Consider the following 15,276-nt stretch of genomic DNA (forward strand, 5'->3'; position numbering starts at 1 on the left):
TCTTTCCGATCCGATTTCCTCGGTGCTTTCCAGGTTCCCGCTCTCGCGTTTCCCTTTCCGGCGGTTCCGACTTTATCAGATCCTTTCGGGCCTGACCCCCAGTCAGCGGGGCCTGTCTTCCCGGCCGTTGGGCCGTTCCGACGTTTCAAACCTTAGCGGATCCGCTCGGCGATTCCTAATCGGGCCGCCGAGTCCCATTCAAATTGAATTCGGGCATGCCGAAATCGACCCGAGTGGGAGATCGTGCTGGTGGTTTGGTTGCCGCTCTCGCGGCGGGAGGTGCTGTCGCAGAACCGTTACGGCTCGGCGGCAACCCGGAGAACTTTACGGATCGGGCATGGGGCTGTCAAGCGCCCCCTGTCAAGATCTTTTACGCGGTCGGGGGCCCGTGTCAGTCCAGGTCGCTGAGGCGTCCGCCGGCGTCCGGCTGGGCGTGCTCCACCCTGCGGAGCAGGCGGGTGAGGACATCGCCGAGCGAGGTGCGCTCCTGTGGCGAGAGGTCCTGGAGGAGGTCCTCCTCGAAGACCGTCGCGAGGCGCATCGCCTCCAGCCACTTCTCCCGACCGTCGGCGGTCAGCTCGACGATGACGCGAACGCGGTTGGACTCGTCCCGCTCCCGGGTGACCAGACCTTCGGCGACCAGGCGGTCGATCCGGTGGGTCATCGCGGCCGGCGTGAGGCCGAGCCGCTTGGCGAGGTCGCTCGGGCCCATGCGGTACGGGGCGCCGGAGAGGACGAGGGCCTTGAGGACCTCCCACTCGGCGTTGCTGATCCCGAGGGCGGAGGTCTGGCGGCCGTAGGCGACGTTCATACGGCGGTTCAGGCGGGACAGCGCCGAGACGATCTGCTCGACCTGGGGGTCGAGGTCCTGGAACTCGCGCTGGTAGGCGGCGATCTGCTCTTCGAGTGTCGGTTCGCCGATGTCGGGGGTGTCGCCCATGGGCCGAGTATGGCACGGGCTTGCTTGGCGTTGAAGTCCTTCAAGGTGTACTGTTTAGCTTCTAATTTTAGCTTCGAAGTCTTCAGACCTACATCGATGGGTCTTCATTGAGGAGAGGTGAACGTGACCAGGGCGATGGGCGCAGCGATGCGCCGGATTCACGTGGGCAACGCACTCAGCGCGTTCGGGCTCGGCTTCACCGTCCCCTACCTGTACGTCTATGTGGCGCAGGTGCGGGGGCTCGGTGCCATGACGGCGGGGATGGTCCTCGCCGTCTTCGCCGTGGCCGCGCTGGTCGTGCTGCCGTTCGCCGGGCGGGCCATCGTCCGGCGAGGCCCGCTGCCGGTGCTGCTCGCCGCTCTGGTCACCGCCGCGCTCGGCTCGCTGAGCCTGGGACTCGCCGGGACCGCGGCTGCCGTCCTGCTGTCGGCGGCGGCACTCGGGGCGGGTCAGGCCGTGATGCAGCCGGCGCTCGCGACGATGATCGTGGACTGCTCCTCGGCCGAGACCCGGTCGCGGGCGTTCGCCACGCAGTTCTTCCTGCAGAACCTGGGACTCGGCGTCGGCGGGCTCATCGGTGGCCATCTGGTCGACACGACGAGCGTCTCCTCCTTCACTCTGCTGTTCGCGATCGAGGCGGCCATGTTCCTGCTGCTCGTCGTGGTGATGGCGACCGTGCGGATGCCGCACGCGCCGCGGGTCGACGGGGCGCCGGCGGGGCGGTCGGCGAAGGGCAGCTGGAAGCAGATGCTCCAGAACCGGGCGATGGTGCAGCTGTGTGTGCTGGGCTTTGTCCTGTTCTTCGCCTGCTACGGCCAGTTCGAGTCGGGGCTGAGCGCGTACGGCGTCGAGGCGGCCGGTGTTTCCACGTCGGCGCTGGGGACCGCGCTCGCGGCCAACACCGCGATGATCGTGGTGGCGCAGTTCGCCGTGCTGAAGTTCGTCGAGCGGCGCAGGCGGTCGCGGGTGATCGCGGCCGTGGGGCTGATCTGGGCCGTGGCCTGGGTCGCGGCGGGGTACGCCGGGCTCGGGGACGGGAGCCAGGAGATGGCGACGGCGGCCTTCATCTCGACGTACGCGCTGTTCGGGCTGGGTGAGGCGATGCTGTCGCCGACCGTCGCTCCGCTGGTCGCGGACCTGGCACCGAGCGGGATGGCCGGGCAGTACAACTCCGCTTTCGCCCTGGTGAAGCAGTTGGCGCTGGCGGTGGGGCCGGCGGTGGGCGGGCCCATGGGGGCGGCGCTGCACGGGCCGTATGTCGTGACGTTCCTGCTGTTCTCGCTGGGGATCACCTGGCTGGCACTGCGGCTGGGCAGGCAGCTCACCGCGGTGCAGGACCAGCCGTGGCGGGGGAAGAGCCGGGTCGTGGCGCAGGGCGCTGCCGCCTCGGCGGCGGGGACGCCCCGGGCGCACGCCTGACCTTCCCCGTGGGCCGCTGGCGGTGTCCCTGTGGGCCGCTAGCGGCTCCCCTTGGGGAGGAGGAACTCGCACCAGACCGCTTTTCCGCCCCCGGGTGTTCGTCTGGAGCCCCAGGCCGAGGCGATCGTGGCGACGATCGCGATGCCTCGGCCCGACTCGTCGACCGGTTCGGCTCGGCGGCGGCGCGGGAGGTGGTCGTCGCCGTCGGTGACCTCGATGGTCAGGCGGCGGTCCGTGCGGCGCAGCCGCAGCCGCATGGGCGGGGTGCCGTGCTGGAGGGAGTTCGCGACCAGTTCGCTGGTCGCGAGGACACCCAGGTCGTGCAGGTCCGTCGGGAAGCGCCAGCTCGTCAGGACGCCGGAGGCGAAGGCACGCGCGCGTGGGGCGGCCTCCACACCGCCGAGGAGTTCCAGGGCGGCGTTGCGGAACAGGTCGCTGTCGGGGCCGGTGCGGGCCGGGTGCTGGAGGACGAGGACGGCGACGTCGTCGTCGTGGTCGGCGGTGACGCCGGCCGAGCGGACCAGGCGGTCGCAGACGACCTGAGGGGTCCCGGTCGCGCCGGCGAGGGCGCGTTCCAGGGAGGCGATTCCCTCGTCCAGGTCTTCGTCCCGCCGTTCGACCAGGCCGTCGGTGTAGAGGACGGCGGTGGAGCCGGGGCTCAGGGCGATCGAGCCGGAGGCGTGCATCCAGCCGCCGGTGCCGAGGGGCGGACCGGTGGGTTCGTCGGCGCGCTGGACGGCGCCGGTCTCGTCGCGGACGAGGATCGGGAGGTGGCCGGCCGACGCGTACACCAGGCGGCCCTCGTTCGGGTCGTGGACGGCGTAGACGCAGGTGGCGATCTGGTTGGCGTCGATCTCCGTGGCCAGGCCGTCCAGCAGTTGCAGTACCTCGTGCGGCGGGAGGTCCAGGCGGGCGTAGGCGCGCACCGCCGTGCGGAGCTGGCCCATGACCGCGGCAGCCCGCACGCCTCTGCCCATGACGTCGCCGATGACGAGTGCGGTGCGTCCGCCGCCCAGGGTGATCACGTCGTACCAGTCGCCGCCTACCGCGGCCTCGGTGCCGCCGGGGTGGTAGGTGGCGGCGATGCGCAGGTCGTCGGGTTCTTCGAGCTCCTGGGGGAGCAGGGAGCGCTGGAGGGTGACGGCCGTTTCGCGCTGGCGGCGTTCGCTGGCGCGCAGGCGCTCGGCGGCTTCCGCGTGGTCGGTGACGTCGGTGGCGAACACGAGAACACCACCGCCGTCGCCCTCGGCGACGGGGGTGCAGGTGAAGGTGTAGGAGCGGCCGTCGGGGGCCTTGCGGGACTTGAGGGTGCGGGGCTTGCCGCTGCGCAGGACCTGGTCCAGGAGCGGCAGCAGACCCAGTTCGGCCAGTTCGGGCAGGGCATCGCGGGCGGGCTCCCCGAGGGGCCGTGCGCCGAAGGCCGTCGTGTAGGCGTCGTTGACGTAGGCGAGGCGGTGGTCGGTGCCGTGGACCAGGGCGACCAGGGCCGGGACACGATCAAGGACCTCACGGACCGGCAGCTCGTCCACTGCGGGGATCGGTTCGCCTTCGTCGGTGAGTTGTTCGACGCGGGCCGCGGGGACGGGGCTCGGGCTCTCTCCCCGGCGGTCCGGGGTGGCCGCCGCCGTGTTCTCGGTCCGCGCTGCGGCGCGGCGCTGCGTTCCGGGGAGCCGGGCGCTCCAGCGCGTGAAGTTCACGAATCCTTGCCTCGTGTCGTCGTCTTCGGCCGGCTCCGGACGCGGCCGGGGGTCTGCGGGGCGGCAGCACCCCGGGGTTGCGGCACTGTGGGGAGATCCTCGTGGTGCGAAGGGCGGGCGCTTGCCCGTCCAGGGTTGTCCAAGGGGTCGTCCAGCTCGGGATCGGTCGGGATCGGTTCGGGATCAGTCTGGCAGTGCGGCCGACCTGGCCGACACCCGTCAGACGCCTGCCCGGTCGGTGGAGTTCCTGGGTCCGGTCAGGACGACCCCTTCGTGTCGTCTCCCGGGTTGTGTGGATGCTTTCCACCGGCCGCGAGTTCGAACTCCGCTCGGGGATGTTCGAGCGAACCGAGGGACACGATCTCCCTCTTGAACAGGCCCGACAGGGTCCATTCGGCCAGGACGCGGGCCTTGCGGTTGAAGGTCGGCACCCTGCTCAGGTGGTAGACGCGGTGCATGAACCAGGCAGGGTAGCCCTTCAGCTTCCGGCCGTAGACCTGGGCGACGCCCTTGTGGAACCCGAGGGAGGCGACGGAGCCCGCGTACTTGTGCGCGTACGTCTCCAGGGGTTCGCCGCGCAGGGTGTGGACGATGTTGTCGCCGAGGACCTTCGCCTGGCGTACGGCGTGCTGGGCGTTGGGCGCGCACTCCGCGTCGGGGTCCGCGGCCGTGACGTCGGGGACGGCGGCGGCGTCTCCCGCGGCCCACGCGTGCGTGGTGCCGTCGATCGTCAGCTCGGGGGTGCATTTCAGCCTGCCGCGCGCATTAAGTGGCAGGTCGCCGGCGGCGAGGATCGGGTGGGGTTTGACGCCGGCCGTCCACACGACCGTGCGGGTGGGGAAACGGGAGCCGTCGCTCAGGACGGCGACGCGGTCGGCGCAGGACTCCAGGCGGGTGTGCAGACGTACGTCGATGTTGCGGCGGCGCAGTTCGGTGACGGTGTAGCGGCCCATGTCCTCGCCGACCTCGGGCAGGATGCGGTCGGAGGCCTCGACCAGGATCCACTTCATGTCCTCGGGCCGGACGTTGTGGTAGTAGCGCGCGGCGTAGCGGGCCATGTCCTCGAGTTCGCCGAGTGCCTCCACGCCCGCGTAGCCGCCGCCGACGAAGACGAAGGTGAGGGCCGCGTCGCGGATCTCGGGGTCGCGGGTGGAGGAGGCGATGTCCATCTGCTCGAGGACGTGGTTGCGCAGGCCGATGGCCTCTTCGACGGTCTTGAAGCCGATGGCGTGCTCGGCGAGGCCGGGGATAGGCAGGGTGCGCGAGACGGAGCCGGGGGCGAGGACGAGTTCGTCGTACGACAGCTGTTCGGTGCCCGTGCCCTCCTCCTCGGTGGCGAGGGTGGTGAGGGTGGCGGTGCGCTTGGCGTGGTCGATCGCGGTGGCCTCGCCGATGATGATCCGGCACTCGGACAGGACGCGGCGCAGCGGTACCACCACATGGCGGGGCGAGATCGAGCCGGCCGCCGCTTCGGGCAGGAACGGCTGATAGGTCATGTACGGGTCGGGAGTGACGACGGTGATCTCGGCTTCACCCCGCCCGAGTTCCTGTTTCAGCCTCCGCTGGAGCCGCAGGGCCGTGTACATCCCGACGTAGCCGCCGCCGACAACGAGAATGCGCGCACGTTCCTTCACCATCCCATGACGCACCCGACGCTTGCGTTTGTCCACAGCCTCGACAATTTGTGTGACCGGCGGCCGACGGCGCCACGATTTGGCCGAATTGCCGGAGTGGGTGGAGTCTTCGCAGGTCAACGGGTGTGCGCCGGGGGGTCGTAGGTGGCGCAATCGGGACGTAAACGACCCGTACTCCGATCGAGGGGCGCTCCGTGCGGAACCTGCCCCTTCTGAATTGACCCTCGCTCAACTATGTTCGTATGTCGACGGGGTGTAGGGGGATGCGCTCTTGGGTCCGCGAGTCACACGAAACGGACTCGTGGTCCGGGCTTGTTCCGCGACGCTCCGGCTTTGCAATGACGGGGAGAGTCTCCGGGGGGAGACGTCATTACCGGGGGATCGCTTATGCATGTTCAGGATTCTCGTTGGTCTTCCGCGTCCGCCATCACACATGGCGGCGGAGCGGTGGGCGGCACGTTGAGCGCGGCTGCGGGCAACGGACGCGGGGACGGACCGCGTTCGGCGCCGCTGCGCGTGGACGCACAGCGCAATCTGGAGCACGTACTGCGTGCGGCGCGCGAGGTCTTCGGCGAGCTGGGTTACGGCGCGCCGATGGAGGACGTGGCGCGGCGCGCGCGGGTCGGCGTCGGGACCGTGTACCGGCGCTTCCCGAGCAAGGACGTCCTGGTGCGACGCATAGCCGAGGAGGAGACGTCCCGGCTGACCGACCAGGCACGTGCCGCGCTCGGCCAGGAGGACGAGCCGTGGTCGGCGCTGTCCCGCTTCCTGCGCACATCGGTGGCCTCGGGCGCGGGGCGCCTGCTGCCGCCGCAGGTGCTGCGGGTCGGGGTCGCCGAGGACGGCTCCGGGCTCGACGAGGCTCGGGTGCCGCAGCAGCGGATACAGCCGGGCGCCGGTGAGCTGCGGCTGGTGTCCGAGCGGCCGGCGGTCTCGGCCGACCCGGCGGACGACGCGGGTGCGGCGGCCCTGCTCGACGTGGTGGGGCAGCTTGTGGAGCGGGCACGCGCGGCGGGTGAGCTGCGGGCCGACGTCTCGGTGTCGGACGTCCTGCTGGTGATCGCGACGGCGGCGCCCTCGCTGCCGGACGCGGCGCAGCAGGCGGCGGCCTCGGCACGGCTGCTGGACATCCTGCTGGAGGGGTTGCGGTCGCGGCCTCAGGCGTGAGCCGGGCCGATGCGACGACCGTGACGTCGACGGGGTGACGGATCGGCAAGAGGTGACCGGGAGGCAGGGTGCCGCACCACCCTTGCCTCGCGCCCCCTCACCTCGCACCCCTCGCCTCGCACTCCCTCGCGGAACATGCCGGGCATTTCGGGTGCCGACGTCAACTCACGTCCGGTGACGGCTGATTGAGCCTTCCCCGCCGGGGCAAGAGCTAGTACTGGGTTGCGGGAAGTCCCCACGGACGGGTGGATGTCCGTACGGGTGGGTCCTGAACAAAAGCCAATGTGGCACCCTGACCCATTGTCCGGGACTGGTGGAGCTGGCGGCGGGGGCTTTCCGCGATGAGCGTTGACGGGTGGGACGAGTCACGCGGTGACGACGGGGAGTCGTCGACTCCCCAGGTGCCGAGCCAGGGCGGCCCCGCGGACGTGCCACCGGGCGGTGTCCCGGCCCAGCGCGACCGGCGCCAGGACAGCGCGCTGCCACCGCCGCGCGAGCTGCCGCCGTCGGACGCCGACCTGATCGGCCGGATGCGCTCCGGCGACGACAGCGCCTACGAGGAGCTGTACCGGCGCCACGCGGAGGCGGTACGACGGTACGCCCGCACCTGCTGCCGTGACGGACACACCGCCGACGACCTCACGGCCGAGGTCTTCGCCCGCATGCTCCAGGCGGTGCGCGGCGGATCCGGTCCCGAGCACGCCGTACGCGCCTATCTGCTCACCTCGATCCGGCGGGCCGCCGCCGACTGGACGAAGTCGGCCCGCCGAGAGCAGCTCGTCGACGACTTCGCGGTGTTCGCCGCGCAGTCCTCCCGGGTGGCCCAGGTGTCCGACGACGACACGCTCGACCTCGGCGCGGACGTACGGGCGATGCACGAGGCCGAGCAGTCCATGGCCATGCAGGCCTTCCGGTCGCTGCCGGAGCGCTGGCAGGCCGTGCTGTGGCACACCGAGGTCGAGGACGAGTCGCCGAGCGAGGTCGCCACACTCTTCGGGCTCGACGCCAACGGCACACGCGTGCTCGCCAGCCGCGCCCGCGAGGGCCTCAAGCAGGCCTACCTCCAGGCCCATGTCAGCGCCAGCCTCGCCGGCGACGCGGAGTGCTCCCGCTACGCCGACCGGCTCGGCGCCTACGCCCGCGGCAGCCTGCGCACCCGCGCCGAGCGGGGTCTGCGCAAGCATCTGGACGAGTGTGCCAAGTGCCGGCTGGCCGCCGGCCAGATCAAGGAAGTCGCCAGCGGTATCCCGGCCGTCGTACCGGTCGCGGTCATCGGCTGGTTCGGTGTCGCCGGGTACGCCAAGGCCGCCGGGCTCATCGCCGGCGGTGCCGGGGCGGGTGCGGCCGGTGCCGCGGGAGCGGCCGCGGCGGCGAGCGGTGGTTCGTCGAGCGGTGCCGGGGTGGCCGGCGGGGCCGGGGCTGCGAGCGGAGGTTCGCCCGGCGGCGCGGGAGGCGGTGCGGCGGCCTCCGAGGGGGTGGGCGCGCCGCTGAAGGCCGGTATCGCCGCGGGTGTGGTCGCCGTGGGCGTCGCGGCGGCGATCGTCCTCGCGCTGGCCGGCAACGACAAGCCGGCCGAGCACAACGACGCCAAGCAGCCCCCCGTCCCCTCCCCCGTCGTCGAGGAGACGCCGACCCCGAAGCCGCCCGCTCCGCAGCCGCCGAAGGAGGAGCCCACTCCGCGGCCCCCGGCGATCGTCCCGGCCGCGGCACCCGAGCAGACCCCGAAGCCGTCGCCCACGCCGACGCGCTCGCCCGCTCCGACGCCCACGCCGACACCGACCCCCACTCCGACCCCGACACCCACGCCCACCCCGACGCCACCGCCGGCCCCGGCCGACTACCAGTGGAGCGAGCTCTCGTACGACCTCTCCGGTGACGGCAGCGAGCCCGAGATGCGGCTGCACGAGAGCAGCTGGGTGTGGCAGCGCGACAGTGTGTCGATCGCCGGGCAGCGGTACGCGCACGGCGTCACCGTGCACGGCCGGTCCTCCGTCACCATCGACCTCAACCGGCAGTGCGCCGCCTACGAGGCACTGGTCGGCGTCGACGACATGAACCTCGGCCTCGGCAAGTTCTCCTTCTCGGTCTACGCCGACGGCGTGCGCCTGTGGCGGTCCTCGGTCGTCGAGGCCGGGGACACGGCGGTGCCCGTCCGGGTGAACCTCACCGGTCGTGAGACCGTGCGCCTGGTCGTCGAGCCGCGCGGCACCGTCGGCAGCCTGCTGCTCGCGGACTGGGCAGAGTCGAAGTTCAGCTGCCGGTAGACCGTCGGGCGGGCATCCGGGTCAGGGCACCCGGCCGTCGGGCGGGCATCCGACTCACGGCGCGACTCACGGCGCCCGGCCGTCGGGCGGCAGGAGGCCGCGCACGGCCTCGGCCAGGTCGTCCAGCACCTCGTCCTGGGTGAGGGCGCGGCCCCGTTCGTACTCGGCCGTGAAGCGCTCGGCGCCCAGGGCCATCCGGGCATGTGCGTCGGCCCGCTCGGCGTACTCCCGCTCCGGCATGGGGCGCGGATGGCCGCGGCGCAAGCGGTCCGCGGCGGCGAGCAGCCGGGCCGCGCGTGCAGGATCGTCGAGCCGGGCCAGCAGATCCGCCGCGGCGTCCGTGAGGGTCGCCGTGATCTCGTCGGCACAGTGGTTCTCCACGGCAAGGCGCAGGGTGTCGGCCAGACGCGGCAGGCCCTTCTCCGGGCCCGACTCCGCTGTCACCGTCAGGGCGTCGACGATGTTCAGCATCACGAGGAACTGGGGCGGCAGCGTGGCCCGCTCGGTCTGCGCGCGGGCCGCTTCGTACAGCTCACGCGCGCGTGCCGTGTCCTTGTCGTCGAGCGCCAGGTAGGCCCGCATCAGCAGGACGAACGCCCGTGAGTCCGCGACGCGGTACCGGTCGGCCGCGGCGCCCGCCTCGTCCAGCGCCGCCAGGGCCGCCGCACGGTCACCGGTGCGGTAGGCGATCTCAGCGAGCCGGGCGATGAGAAACGGCGTCTCGGCGTACGCGCCCACCTCCTGGGCGAGGCGCAGCGCCTCCTCGAACTCGGCCTCGGCCTCCTCGTAGTGACCGCGCGTCATGGCCGCCTCCCCGGCCGCGCTGGACACCTGGGCCCGCATCCACCGGTCACCGGCCCGACGGCTGAGGATCCGCAGTTCCGCGAGGTCGTCGTCGACCCCCTCCAGGCCGCCGGGCGAGTCGACGAGCATGTGCGTGCGGAACATCAGGATGCAGCCGACCTCCCAGTCGCCCCCGTACACGCGGCAGTTGGCCAGCACCGCGTCCATGACCGGCCGGGTGTTCGCCGTGTCGCCCAGGACGTACTGGGTCAGCGGCCAGACCATGCCGGGCATACGGGCCGCCTCGGGGCCGCCGCGCGCGAAGTGGGCCCGTACGTGCTCGATGTAGGAGTACCAGCGCTCGTCCTGCCAGTGCTCCACGGGCTCGAACTCGATGGAGAGGAAGAGGTGTTGCAGGCGGAGGTTCATCCGCTGCCCGTGCCGCGGGTGGCGGGCCTGCCCCTCCGGGTCGGCGAGGAAGGCCTCCAGGTCGGCGATGGGACCGGGTGCGCGATCGGTGATGGGGCCGGGTGCGCGATCGGCGGTGGGAGGGGCGGTGCCGTCGGGCGCGGGGACGGTGCCGGAGTCCAGGGCGGCCGCCTGTGCGTCCAGGGTGGCGCACAGGCGCAGGATCCGGTCGGCCCAGGCGGCGCCCTCGACGCGGTAGTTGCGCAGCCACCAGAACCAGCACATGGCCAGGGAGATGGCCGTGGCGTCCGGTTCGTCGCCCGCCGTCAGCGCCCGGTCCAGGGCCGCGCGGATGTTGTCCAGCTCGGTCTCCAAGCGGGAGATCCACGGGAGCTGGCCGGCGGAACGCAGCAGCGGGTCGGCCTCCTCCACGAGCGCGCGCACCCAGGCCCGATGCCGGCGCTCGGCCGCGAGCCGCAGCTCCGGGACCTCGGCGGCGCGCTCCACGGCGTACTCGTGGATGGTCTCCAGCATGCGGTACCGCATGCCGTCGGAGCCGTCCCGCTCGCCGGGGGTGGCCACGATCAGGGACTTGTCGACGAGGGCTCCGAGAACGTCCGCGGCGGGTGCGGTGCAGACGGCCTCGGCGGCCGTGAGGTCCCAGCCGCCCGCGAAGACGGACATCTCACGCAGTGCCGTGCGCTCATGCTCGTCCAGCAGGTCCCAGGACCAGTCGACCACCGCGCGCAGGGTCTGCTGGCGGGGCAGGACCGTACGGCTTCCGGAGGTGAGGAGGCGGAAGCGGTCGTCGAGGCGGTCGGCGATCTGCCGGGGCGTGAGCAGCCGTAGCCGGGCCGCCGCCAGTTCGATGGCGAGCGGCAGACCGTCGAGGCGGCGGCAGATCTCCGCGACGGCCTCCTGCTCGCGGGCCTCGCGCAGCGCGGTGGCGGCGTCGGGGCGGACGGCCGCCGCGCGGTCCGCGAAGAGGCGGTGCGCGTGGTCGGGGAGCAGGGGCTCGACCGGGCGTACCGACTCGCCGGGGATGCCCAGGGGTTCACGGCTGGTGGCGAGGATCGTGAGGCCCGGGCAGCGGGTGAGGAGGGTCTCGGCGAGGGTGGCGGCGGCGCCGATGACATGTTCGCAGTTGTCAAGGATCAGGAGCTGGCTGCGCTCGGCGCAGTACTCGATGAGCAGGCCGAGCGGGTCGTCCTGCTGGGCCGTGAGCTCGTTGGTCAGGAGCACGGTCTCGCGCAGACCGAGGGCGTTGACCACCGCGCCGGGCACCGCCTCCGGCCGGTCGAGCGGGGCGAGCTCGACGAGCCATGCCTGCGGGAGCCCGGCGGCGGCTTCCTCGGCGAGACGGGTCTTTCCAGAGCCGCCCGGTCCGGTGAGCGTGACCAGTCGGGCCCTGTGCAATTCGGAACGGATGGCGTCGAGTTCCAGTTCCCGGCCCACGAAAGAGGTAAGTCGTGGACGGAGGTTGCCGGTTCGTTCAGGGCTGCCGATTCGTTCTGGGCGTCCTCGATAGGGGGAGACGCTGGGTTCGTCGGGGGGTGCTGAGGGAGGCGCCTTGGGGAGTGTGCCGACGGGCCGGGGGCCGACGGGCAGCGTGTCGGTGCGGGGCGGTGACAGTAGTTCGGTGTGCAGGGCGCGGAGTTGCGGGCCGGGGTCGGTGCCGAGGCCGTCGGCCAGGGCGCGGCGGGCCGCTTCGTACGCGGCGAGGGCGTCGGCCGGGCGGGATGTGTCGCGCAGGGCGCGGATGAGGAGGGCGTGCAGCGGTTCGTCGTACGGGTGCGCCGCGGTCAGTTCCCGCAGTTCGGGTACGGCGTGGTGGGCGCGGCCCAGTCGCAGGTCCGCCTCGATGCGGGTGCGGGTCGCCTCCAGGCGCAGGGCGTCCGGGCGGGTGGCGGCGGCTGTGCGGTCGGGGAGGTCGGCGAGGGCGGGGCCGCGCCACAGTTCGAGGGCCGTGGTGAGGGTGTGGGCTGCGGTGGACGGGTCGTTTCGGGCGAGCGCTGCGGTGCCTTCGTGGACGAGGCGTTCGAAGACGAACAGGTCGACGTCGTCCGTCGTCGCGGTGAGGCGGTAGCCGCCGGGGGCTGAGGTGACGGTGTTCTTGCCGAGGGTGCGGCGCAGGCGGGCGACGAGGGCCTGGAGGGCGGCGGGGGCGTCCTGGGGCGGGGCGCCGGCCCAGACCTCGTCGATCAGGGTGTCGGGGGTGGTGAGGTGGCCGGGGCGCAGGGCCAGGGCGGTGAGCAGGGCGCGTAGGCGGGGGCCGCCGACGGGTATGACGGTGCCCTGGTCGTCCTCTGCCTGGGTGACGCCCAGGATTCTGTACCGCACCGGGTCATTGTGGCGGTGGTTCTGTGATCCGTCAGGTTCTGTGATCCGTCAGGTGCGGGCCTGGAGGATTGCGCCCCCGCCGCCCCTACCCGTCCCATCCCCAGGGGCTGCCTCCCCTTCGACCCCGTCCAGGGGGCTCCGCCCCCTGACCCCCCGTCGGTCTGAACGGCCTCGTCCTCAAACGCCGGACGGGCTGGATGGTGCAGACCGGCTGGGTGGTGCCCACCTTCGCCGCCCTACCCCATCGTCCCTGTCTCCCCCGTCACCTCCGCCGCCCCGCCGCCCCCGCCCCCAGCGCCCCCCGCTGCGGGGTGATCCCCGCCGGTACCGCGCGCTGTCTTGCCGGGGTGCCTGTCCAGCAGGTGCCTCGGCGGGACAGTAGGCGGTGGAGCCAGAGTTCCAGGGAGACCAGGTCGGCCAGGCCGTCCAGGGGGAGGGGCTCGCCCTCGGCCGCCGCGCGGAGGGCCTTGCGGACCACCCGGGCCTCCACCAGGCCCGCCTGGGCGAGCAAGGGGGTGCCGAAGAGGGTCATCAGGGAGTCCGTGGCCACCCTCAGACCCGTACGTGCCGCCACCGCCGCCGAGGCGTGCGAGGGGACGCCCCAGCCGGGCGGGAGGTCGGCCACGCCGGCGCCCTCCAGGACCGTGCGCAGGATCGCGGCGCGGGCGCCGGGCTGCACGCGAAGGGCCTCCGGCAGGGCCCGGCAGGCGCGGACGACCTGGTTGTCGAGGAAGGGGGTGTGCAGGCGTTGCGAGCGGATCTCGGCGGCCTGCTCCAGGATGCGGATGTCCGCGGCGTAGCGGGCGAGGGCCGCACGCGCGCGGTGGTCGCCGGGACGCTGGCCCGGACCCACTCCGTTGCGGCTCGTCGCCGCTTGCAGGCGAACCGATACTTCAGCCAGCGCCTCCCCGGTCAGCCAGCGCGCCGCAGGGCCCGGTCTGGCCCAGGTGAGCGCGGCGAGCGAGGCCCCTACGGCACCTCCGGGTTCGTCGAAACGGCGGTGCATGAGGCGGTCCGCCAGGGTTTCCAGGCCCGTGCGGTACGGGGTGCGGGCCAGCTTCCGTGCCGCGCCGTACACGCGCGCGGGGACCAGCACCGAGCCGTCCGCCTTCGCCAGGGCCGCGACCGGGCGGACCAGGTGACGCCGTTTGCGGTCCATCAGGAGGTCCGCGAGGCGGGCGGGGTGGGCGTCCAGGACCTGGCGGGCGCCGTAGCCGGTGAAGTGGTCGGCGCTGCCGGACGCGAGGCGGGCGCGGTGCCGGGCCGCCGTCACCAGGCTCGGACCCGGCTCGTCGGTCAGCGGACCGTCCAGGTCGGCGTACGGCAGTGTCTCCTCGCCGCCGGCCACCACCACGTGGTGCAGGCGCGGGTTGGCCGCCAGGGCGCCCGCCCGCTCCAGTTCCGCCTCGCGGCCGCCGACCGCCAGGTCGTTGAAGGTGACGGCCAGGAGGCGTTCGCCGGCGCCCGTGCCGTGGCCCAGCACCGTGCCCGGCATGCCCGGTAGGCCGGCGGCCAGGAGGGCCAGAGTGGCCGAGGCCGGGCCGCCGGACAGGTCGGCGCCGATGCCCGGAACCGGCATCCCGCGCGCGGCACGCCGCTCGGCCGGCCCCATCCCCGGCACCGGGCCGGGGTCGATGTCGGGGACGTGGCGGGGCGCGGACAGACGCGCGCGTACCGCCTCCACCAGGGTGTCGCGGACGGCGTCCACCGCGCTGTCCGGGTCCGCCGGCGGTGCCGCCACGGCCAGCGAGGCGACGGGTTCGTATCCGGCGATCTCGCGTGCTCCGGCGCGCAGGATGAGCGCATGCCCCGGCGGAATGCGCCGTACGCCGTCGTACGGGGTGGAGTCGTGCAGGGCGGCCGGTACGTCGGGGGCGGCGAGCAGGGCGGCGAGGTGTCCGAAGTCGAGGTTGGCCTCGATGAGATCGGCGAGGGGCAGCGCGGCGGTCGCGTACGCCGTACCGCCCGCCCAAGGCGTGTAGAACACCGGCCGGGCGCCCGCCAGATCGCCGCACACCATGAGCCTGCGGCCGACCTGGACGACGGCCGTGTAGCTGCCGGACCAGGCCGTCAGATGCCGAAGTGCCCCTCCGCGCGCGGCGAACAGGCCCAGGCGGAGTTGTTCGTCGCTCGCCCCGCAGGTGCCGAGCACCGCGATCCGGTTCTGCGCGTCGGCCTTGATCACGCGCACCTCGTCGGGGCGCCAGTCGCCGACCGCCCAGAGCGGGTCGGGGTCGCCCCACAGGAGTTGGGACCCCACCGGGTGCACGGTCTCGCCGTCGCCTCCGGTTGCCCCGGCGGAACCGATTCCGGCGGCCACCGCGGCGGTGCTGCTCCATCCCACCAACCACCGCATGGACGCCTCCACAGGCTGTGGACAAACAGTGCACCGTACGAACCGGTTCACCATGCTGCCATGAAGGACGCGCGCCGGAGCGGCGGCGGAGCAGGTCGGGATCGGTCGATCGGGTCGGCTCAGGGCCGGTGCGAGCGTCCCGACGGCGGGCGGCACGCGCTCTGAACACCCGGACGGGGCAAAGCGATCCACCCGGCGGGGCGAGGGGATCCACTCGGGCGGGACGAGCAGGTCCAGGCGTGCGGAGCGTCAGGATCCAGCACCATCT

At 72.8% G+C, this 15,276-nt stretch carries 8 protein-coding genes; 3 read left to right on the top strand and 5 right to left on the bottom strand.

Annotation, left to right across the window (positions count from 1 at the left end):
- Positions 1-391: 391 nt before the first annotated feature.
- Positions 392-940 carry a MarR family winged helix-turn-helix transcriptional regulator gene (locus ACFPQ9_RS08370; RefSeq protein WP_380849121.1) on the bottom strand — a complete coding sequence of 183 codons (549 nt, stop codon included), beginning with the start codon at positions 938-940 and terminating at the stop codon, positions 392-394.
- Positions 941-1,087: 147 nt separating this feature from the next.
- Here ACFPQ9_RS08370 and ACFPQ9_RS08375 point away from each other — a divergent pair, with 147 nt between their 5' ends.
- The gene (locus tag ACFPQ9_RS08375) at positions 1,088-2,359 is read left to right on the top strand and encodes an MFS transporter (RefSeq protein WP_380850042.1); all 1,272 of its coding nucleotides are present in this window, start codon (positions 1,088-1,090) and stop codon (positions 2,357-2,359) included.
- Between the two features lie 38 nt (positions 2,360-2,397).
- Here ACFPQ9_RS08375 and ACFPQ9_RS08380 read toward each other — a convergent pair whose 3' ends face one another.
- Both ACFPQ9_RS08380 and ACFPQ9_RS08385 read right to left on the bottom strand, forming a co-directional pair.
- Positions 2,398-4,056: an ATP-binding SpoIIE family protein phosphatase gene (locus tag ACFPQ9_RS08380; RefSeq protein WP_380849124.1), complete on the bottom strand. Its 1,659-nt coding sequence runs from the start codon at positions 4,054-4,056 to the stop codon at positions 2,398-2,400.
- A 257-nt stretch (positions 4,057-4,313) separates the two neighbouring features.
- Positions 4,314-5,693 carry an NAD(P)/FAD-dependent oxidoreductase gene (locus ACFPQ9_RS08385; RefSeq protein ID WP_380849127.1) on the bottom strand — a complete coding sequence of 460 codons (1,380 nt, stop codon included), beginning with the start codon at positions 5,691-5,693 and terminating at the stop codon, positions 4,314-4,316.
- A 384-nt stretch (positions 5,694-6,077) separates the two neighbouring features.
- Between ACFPQ9_RS08385 and ACFPQ9_RS08390 the strand changes: the two genes are divergently transcribed.
- Both ACFPQ9_RS08390 and ACFPQ9_RS08395 read left to right on the top strand, forming a co-directional pair.
- Positions 6,078-6,857, top strand: coding sequence for a TetR/AcrR family transcriptional regulator (locus tag ACFPQ9_RS08390; RefSeq protein WP_380849130.1), 780 nt, complete (start codon positions 6,078-6,080; stop codon positions 6,855-6,857).
- A 341-nt stretch (positions 6,858-7,198) separates the two neighbouring features.
- Entirely contained in the window at positions 7,199-9,121 is a 1,923-nt protein-coding gene (locus ACFPQ9_RS08395; protein ID WP_380849133.1) for a sigma-70 family RNA polymerase sigma factor, read from the top strand.
- Between the two features lie 66 nt (positions 9,122-9,187).
- Here the strand turns inward: ACFPQ9_RS08395 and ACFPQ9_RS08400 are convergent, their stop codons facing one another.
- Together ACFPQ9_RS08400 and ACFPQ9_RS08405 are read right to left on the bottom strand one after the other, a co-directional pair.
- A complete protein-coding gene (locus tag ACFPQ9_RS08400) occupies positions 9,188-12,652 on the bottom strand; it encodes an AfsR/SARP family transcriptional regulator (RefSeq protein ID WP_380849135.1) in 3,465 nt (1,154 codons plus the stop codon).
- 262 nt (positions 12,653-12,914) lie between these two features.
- Entirely contained in the window at positions 12,915-15,008 is a 2,094-nt protein-coding gene (locus ACFPQ9_RS08405) for an asparagine synthase-related protein (RefSeq protein WP_380849138.1), read from the bottom strand.
- Positions 15,009-15,276: the final 268 nt, after the last annotated feature.

The organism is Streptomyces coerulescens, assembly GCF_042657965.1.
In the GTDB taxonomy this organism is placed as follows: Bacteria; Actinomycetota; Actinomycetes; order Streptomycetales; family Streptomycetaceae; genus Streptomyces; species Streptomyces coerulescens.

Excerpts from the sequence above, each read along its gene's own strand:
- ACFPQ9_RS08370 (WP_380849121.1), bottom strand. The coding sequence starts at position 940 with ATGGGCGACACCCCCGACATCGGCGAACCGACACTCGAAGAGCAGATC.
- ACFPQ9_RS08375 (WP_380850042.1), top strand. The coding sequence starts at position 1,088 with ATGCGCCGGATTCACGTGGGCAACGCACTCAGCGCGTTCGGGCTCGGC.
- ACFPQ9_RS08385 (WP_380849127.1), bottom strand. The coding sequence starts at position 5,693 with ATGGTGAAGGAACGTGCGCGCATTCTCGTTGTCGGCGGCGGCTACGTC.
- ACFPQ9_RS08390 (WP_380849130.1), top strand. The coding sequence starts at position 6,078 with ATGCATGTTCAGGATTCTCGTTGGTCTTCCGCGTCCGCCATCACACAT.
- ACFPQ9_RS08395 (WP_380849133.1), top strand. The coding sequence starts at position 7,199 with ATGAGCGTTGACGGGTGGGACGAGTCACGCGGTGACGACGGGGAGTCG.
- ACFPQ9_RS08405 (WP_380849138.1), bottom strand. The coding sequence starts at position 15,008 with ATGCGGTGGTTGGTGGGATGGAGCAGCACCGCCGCGGTGGCCGCCGGA.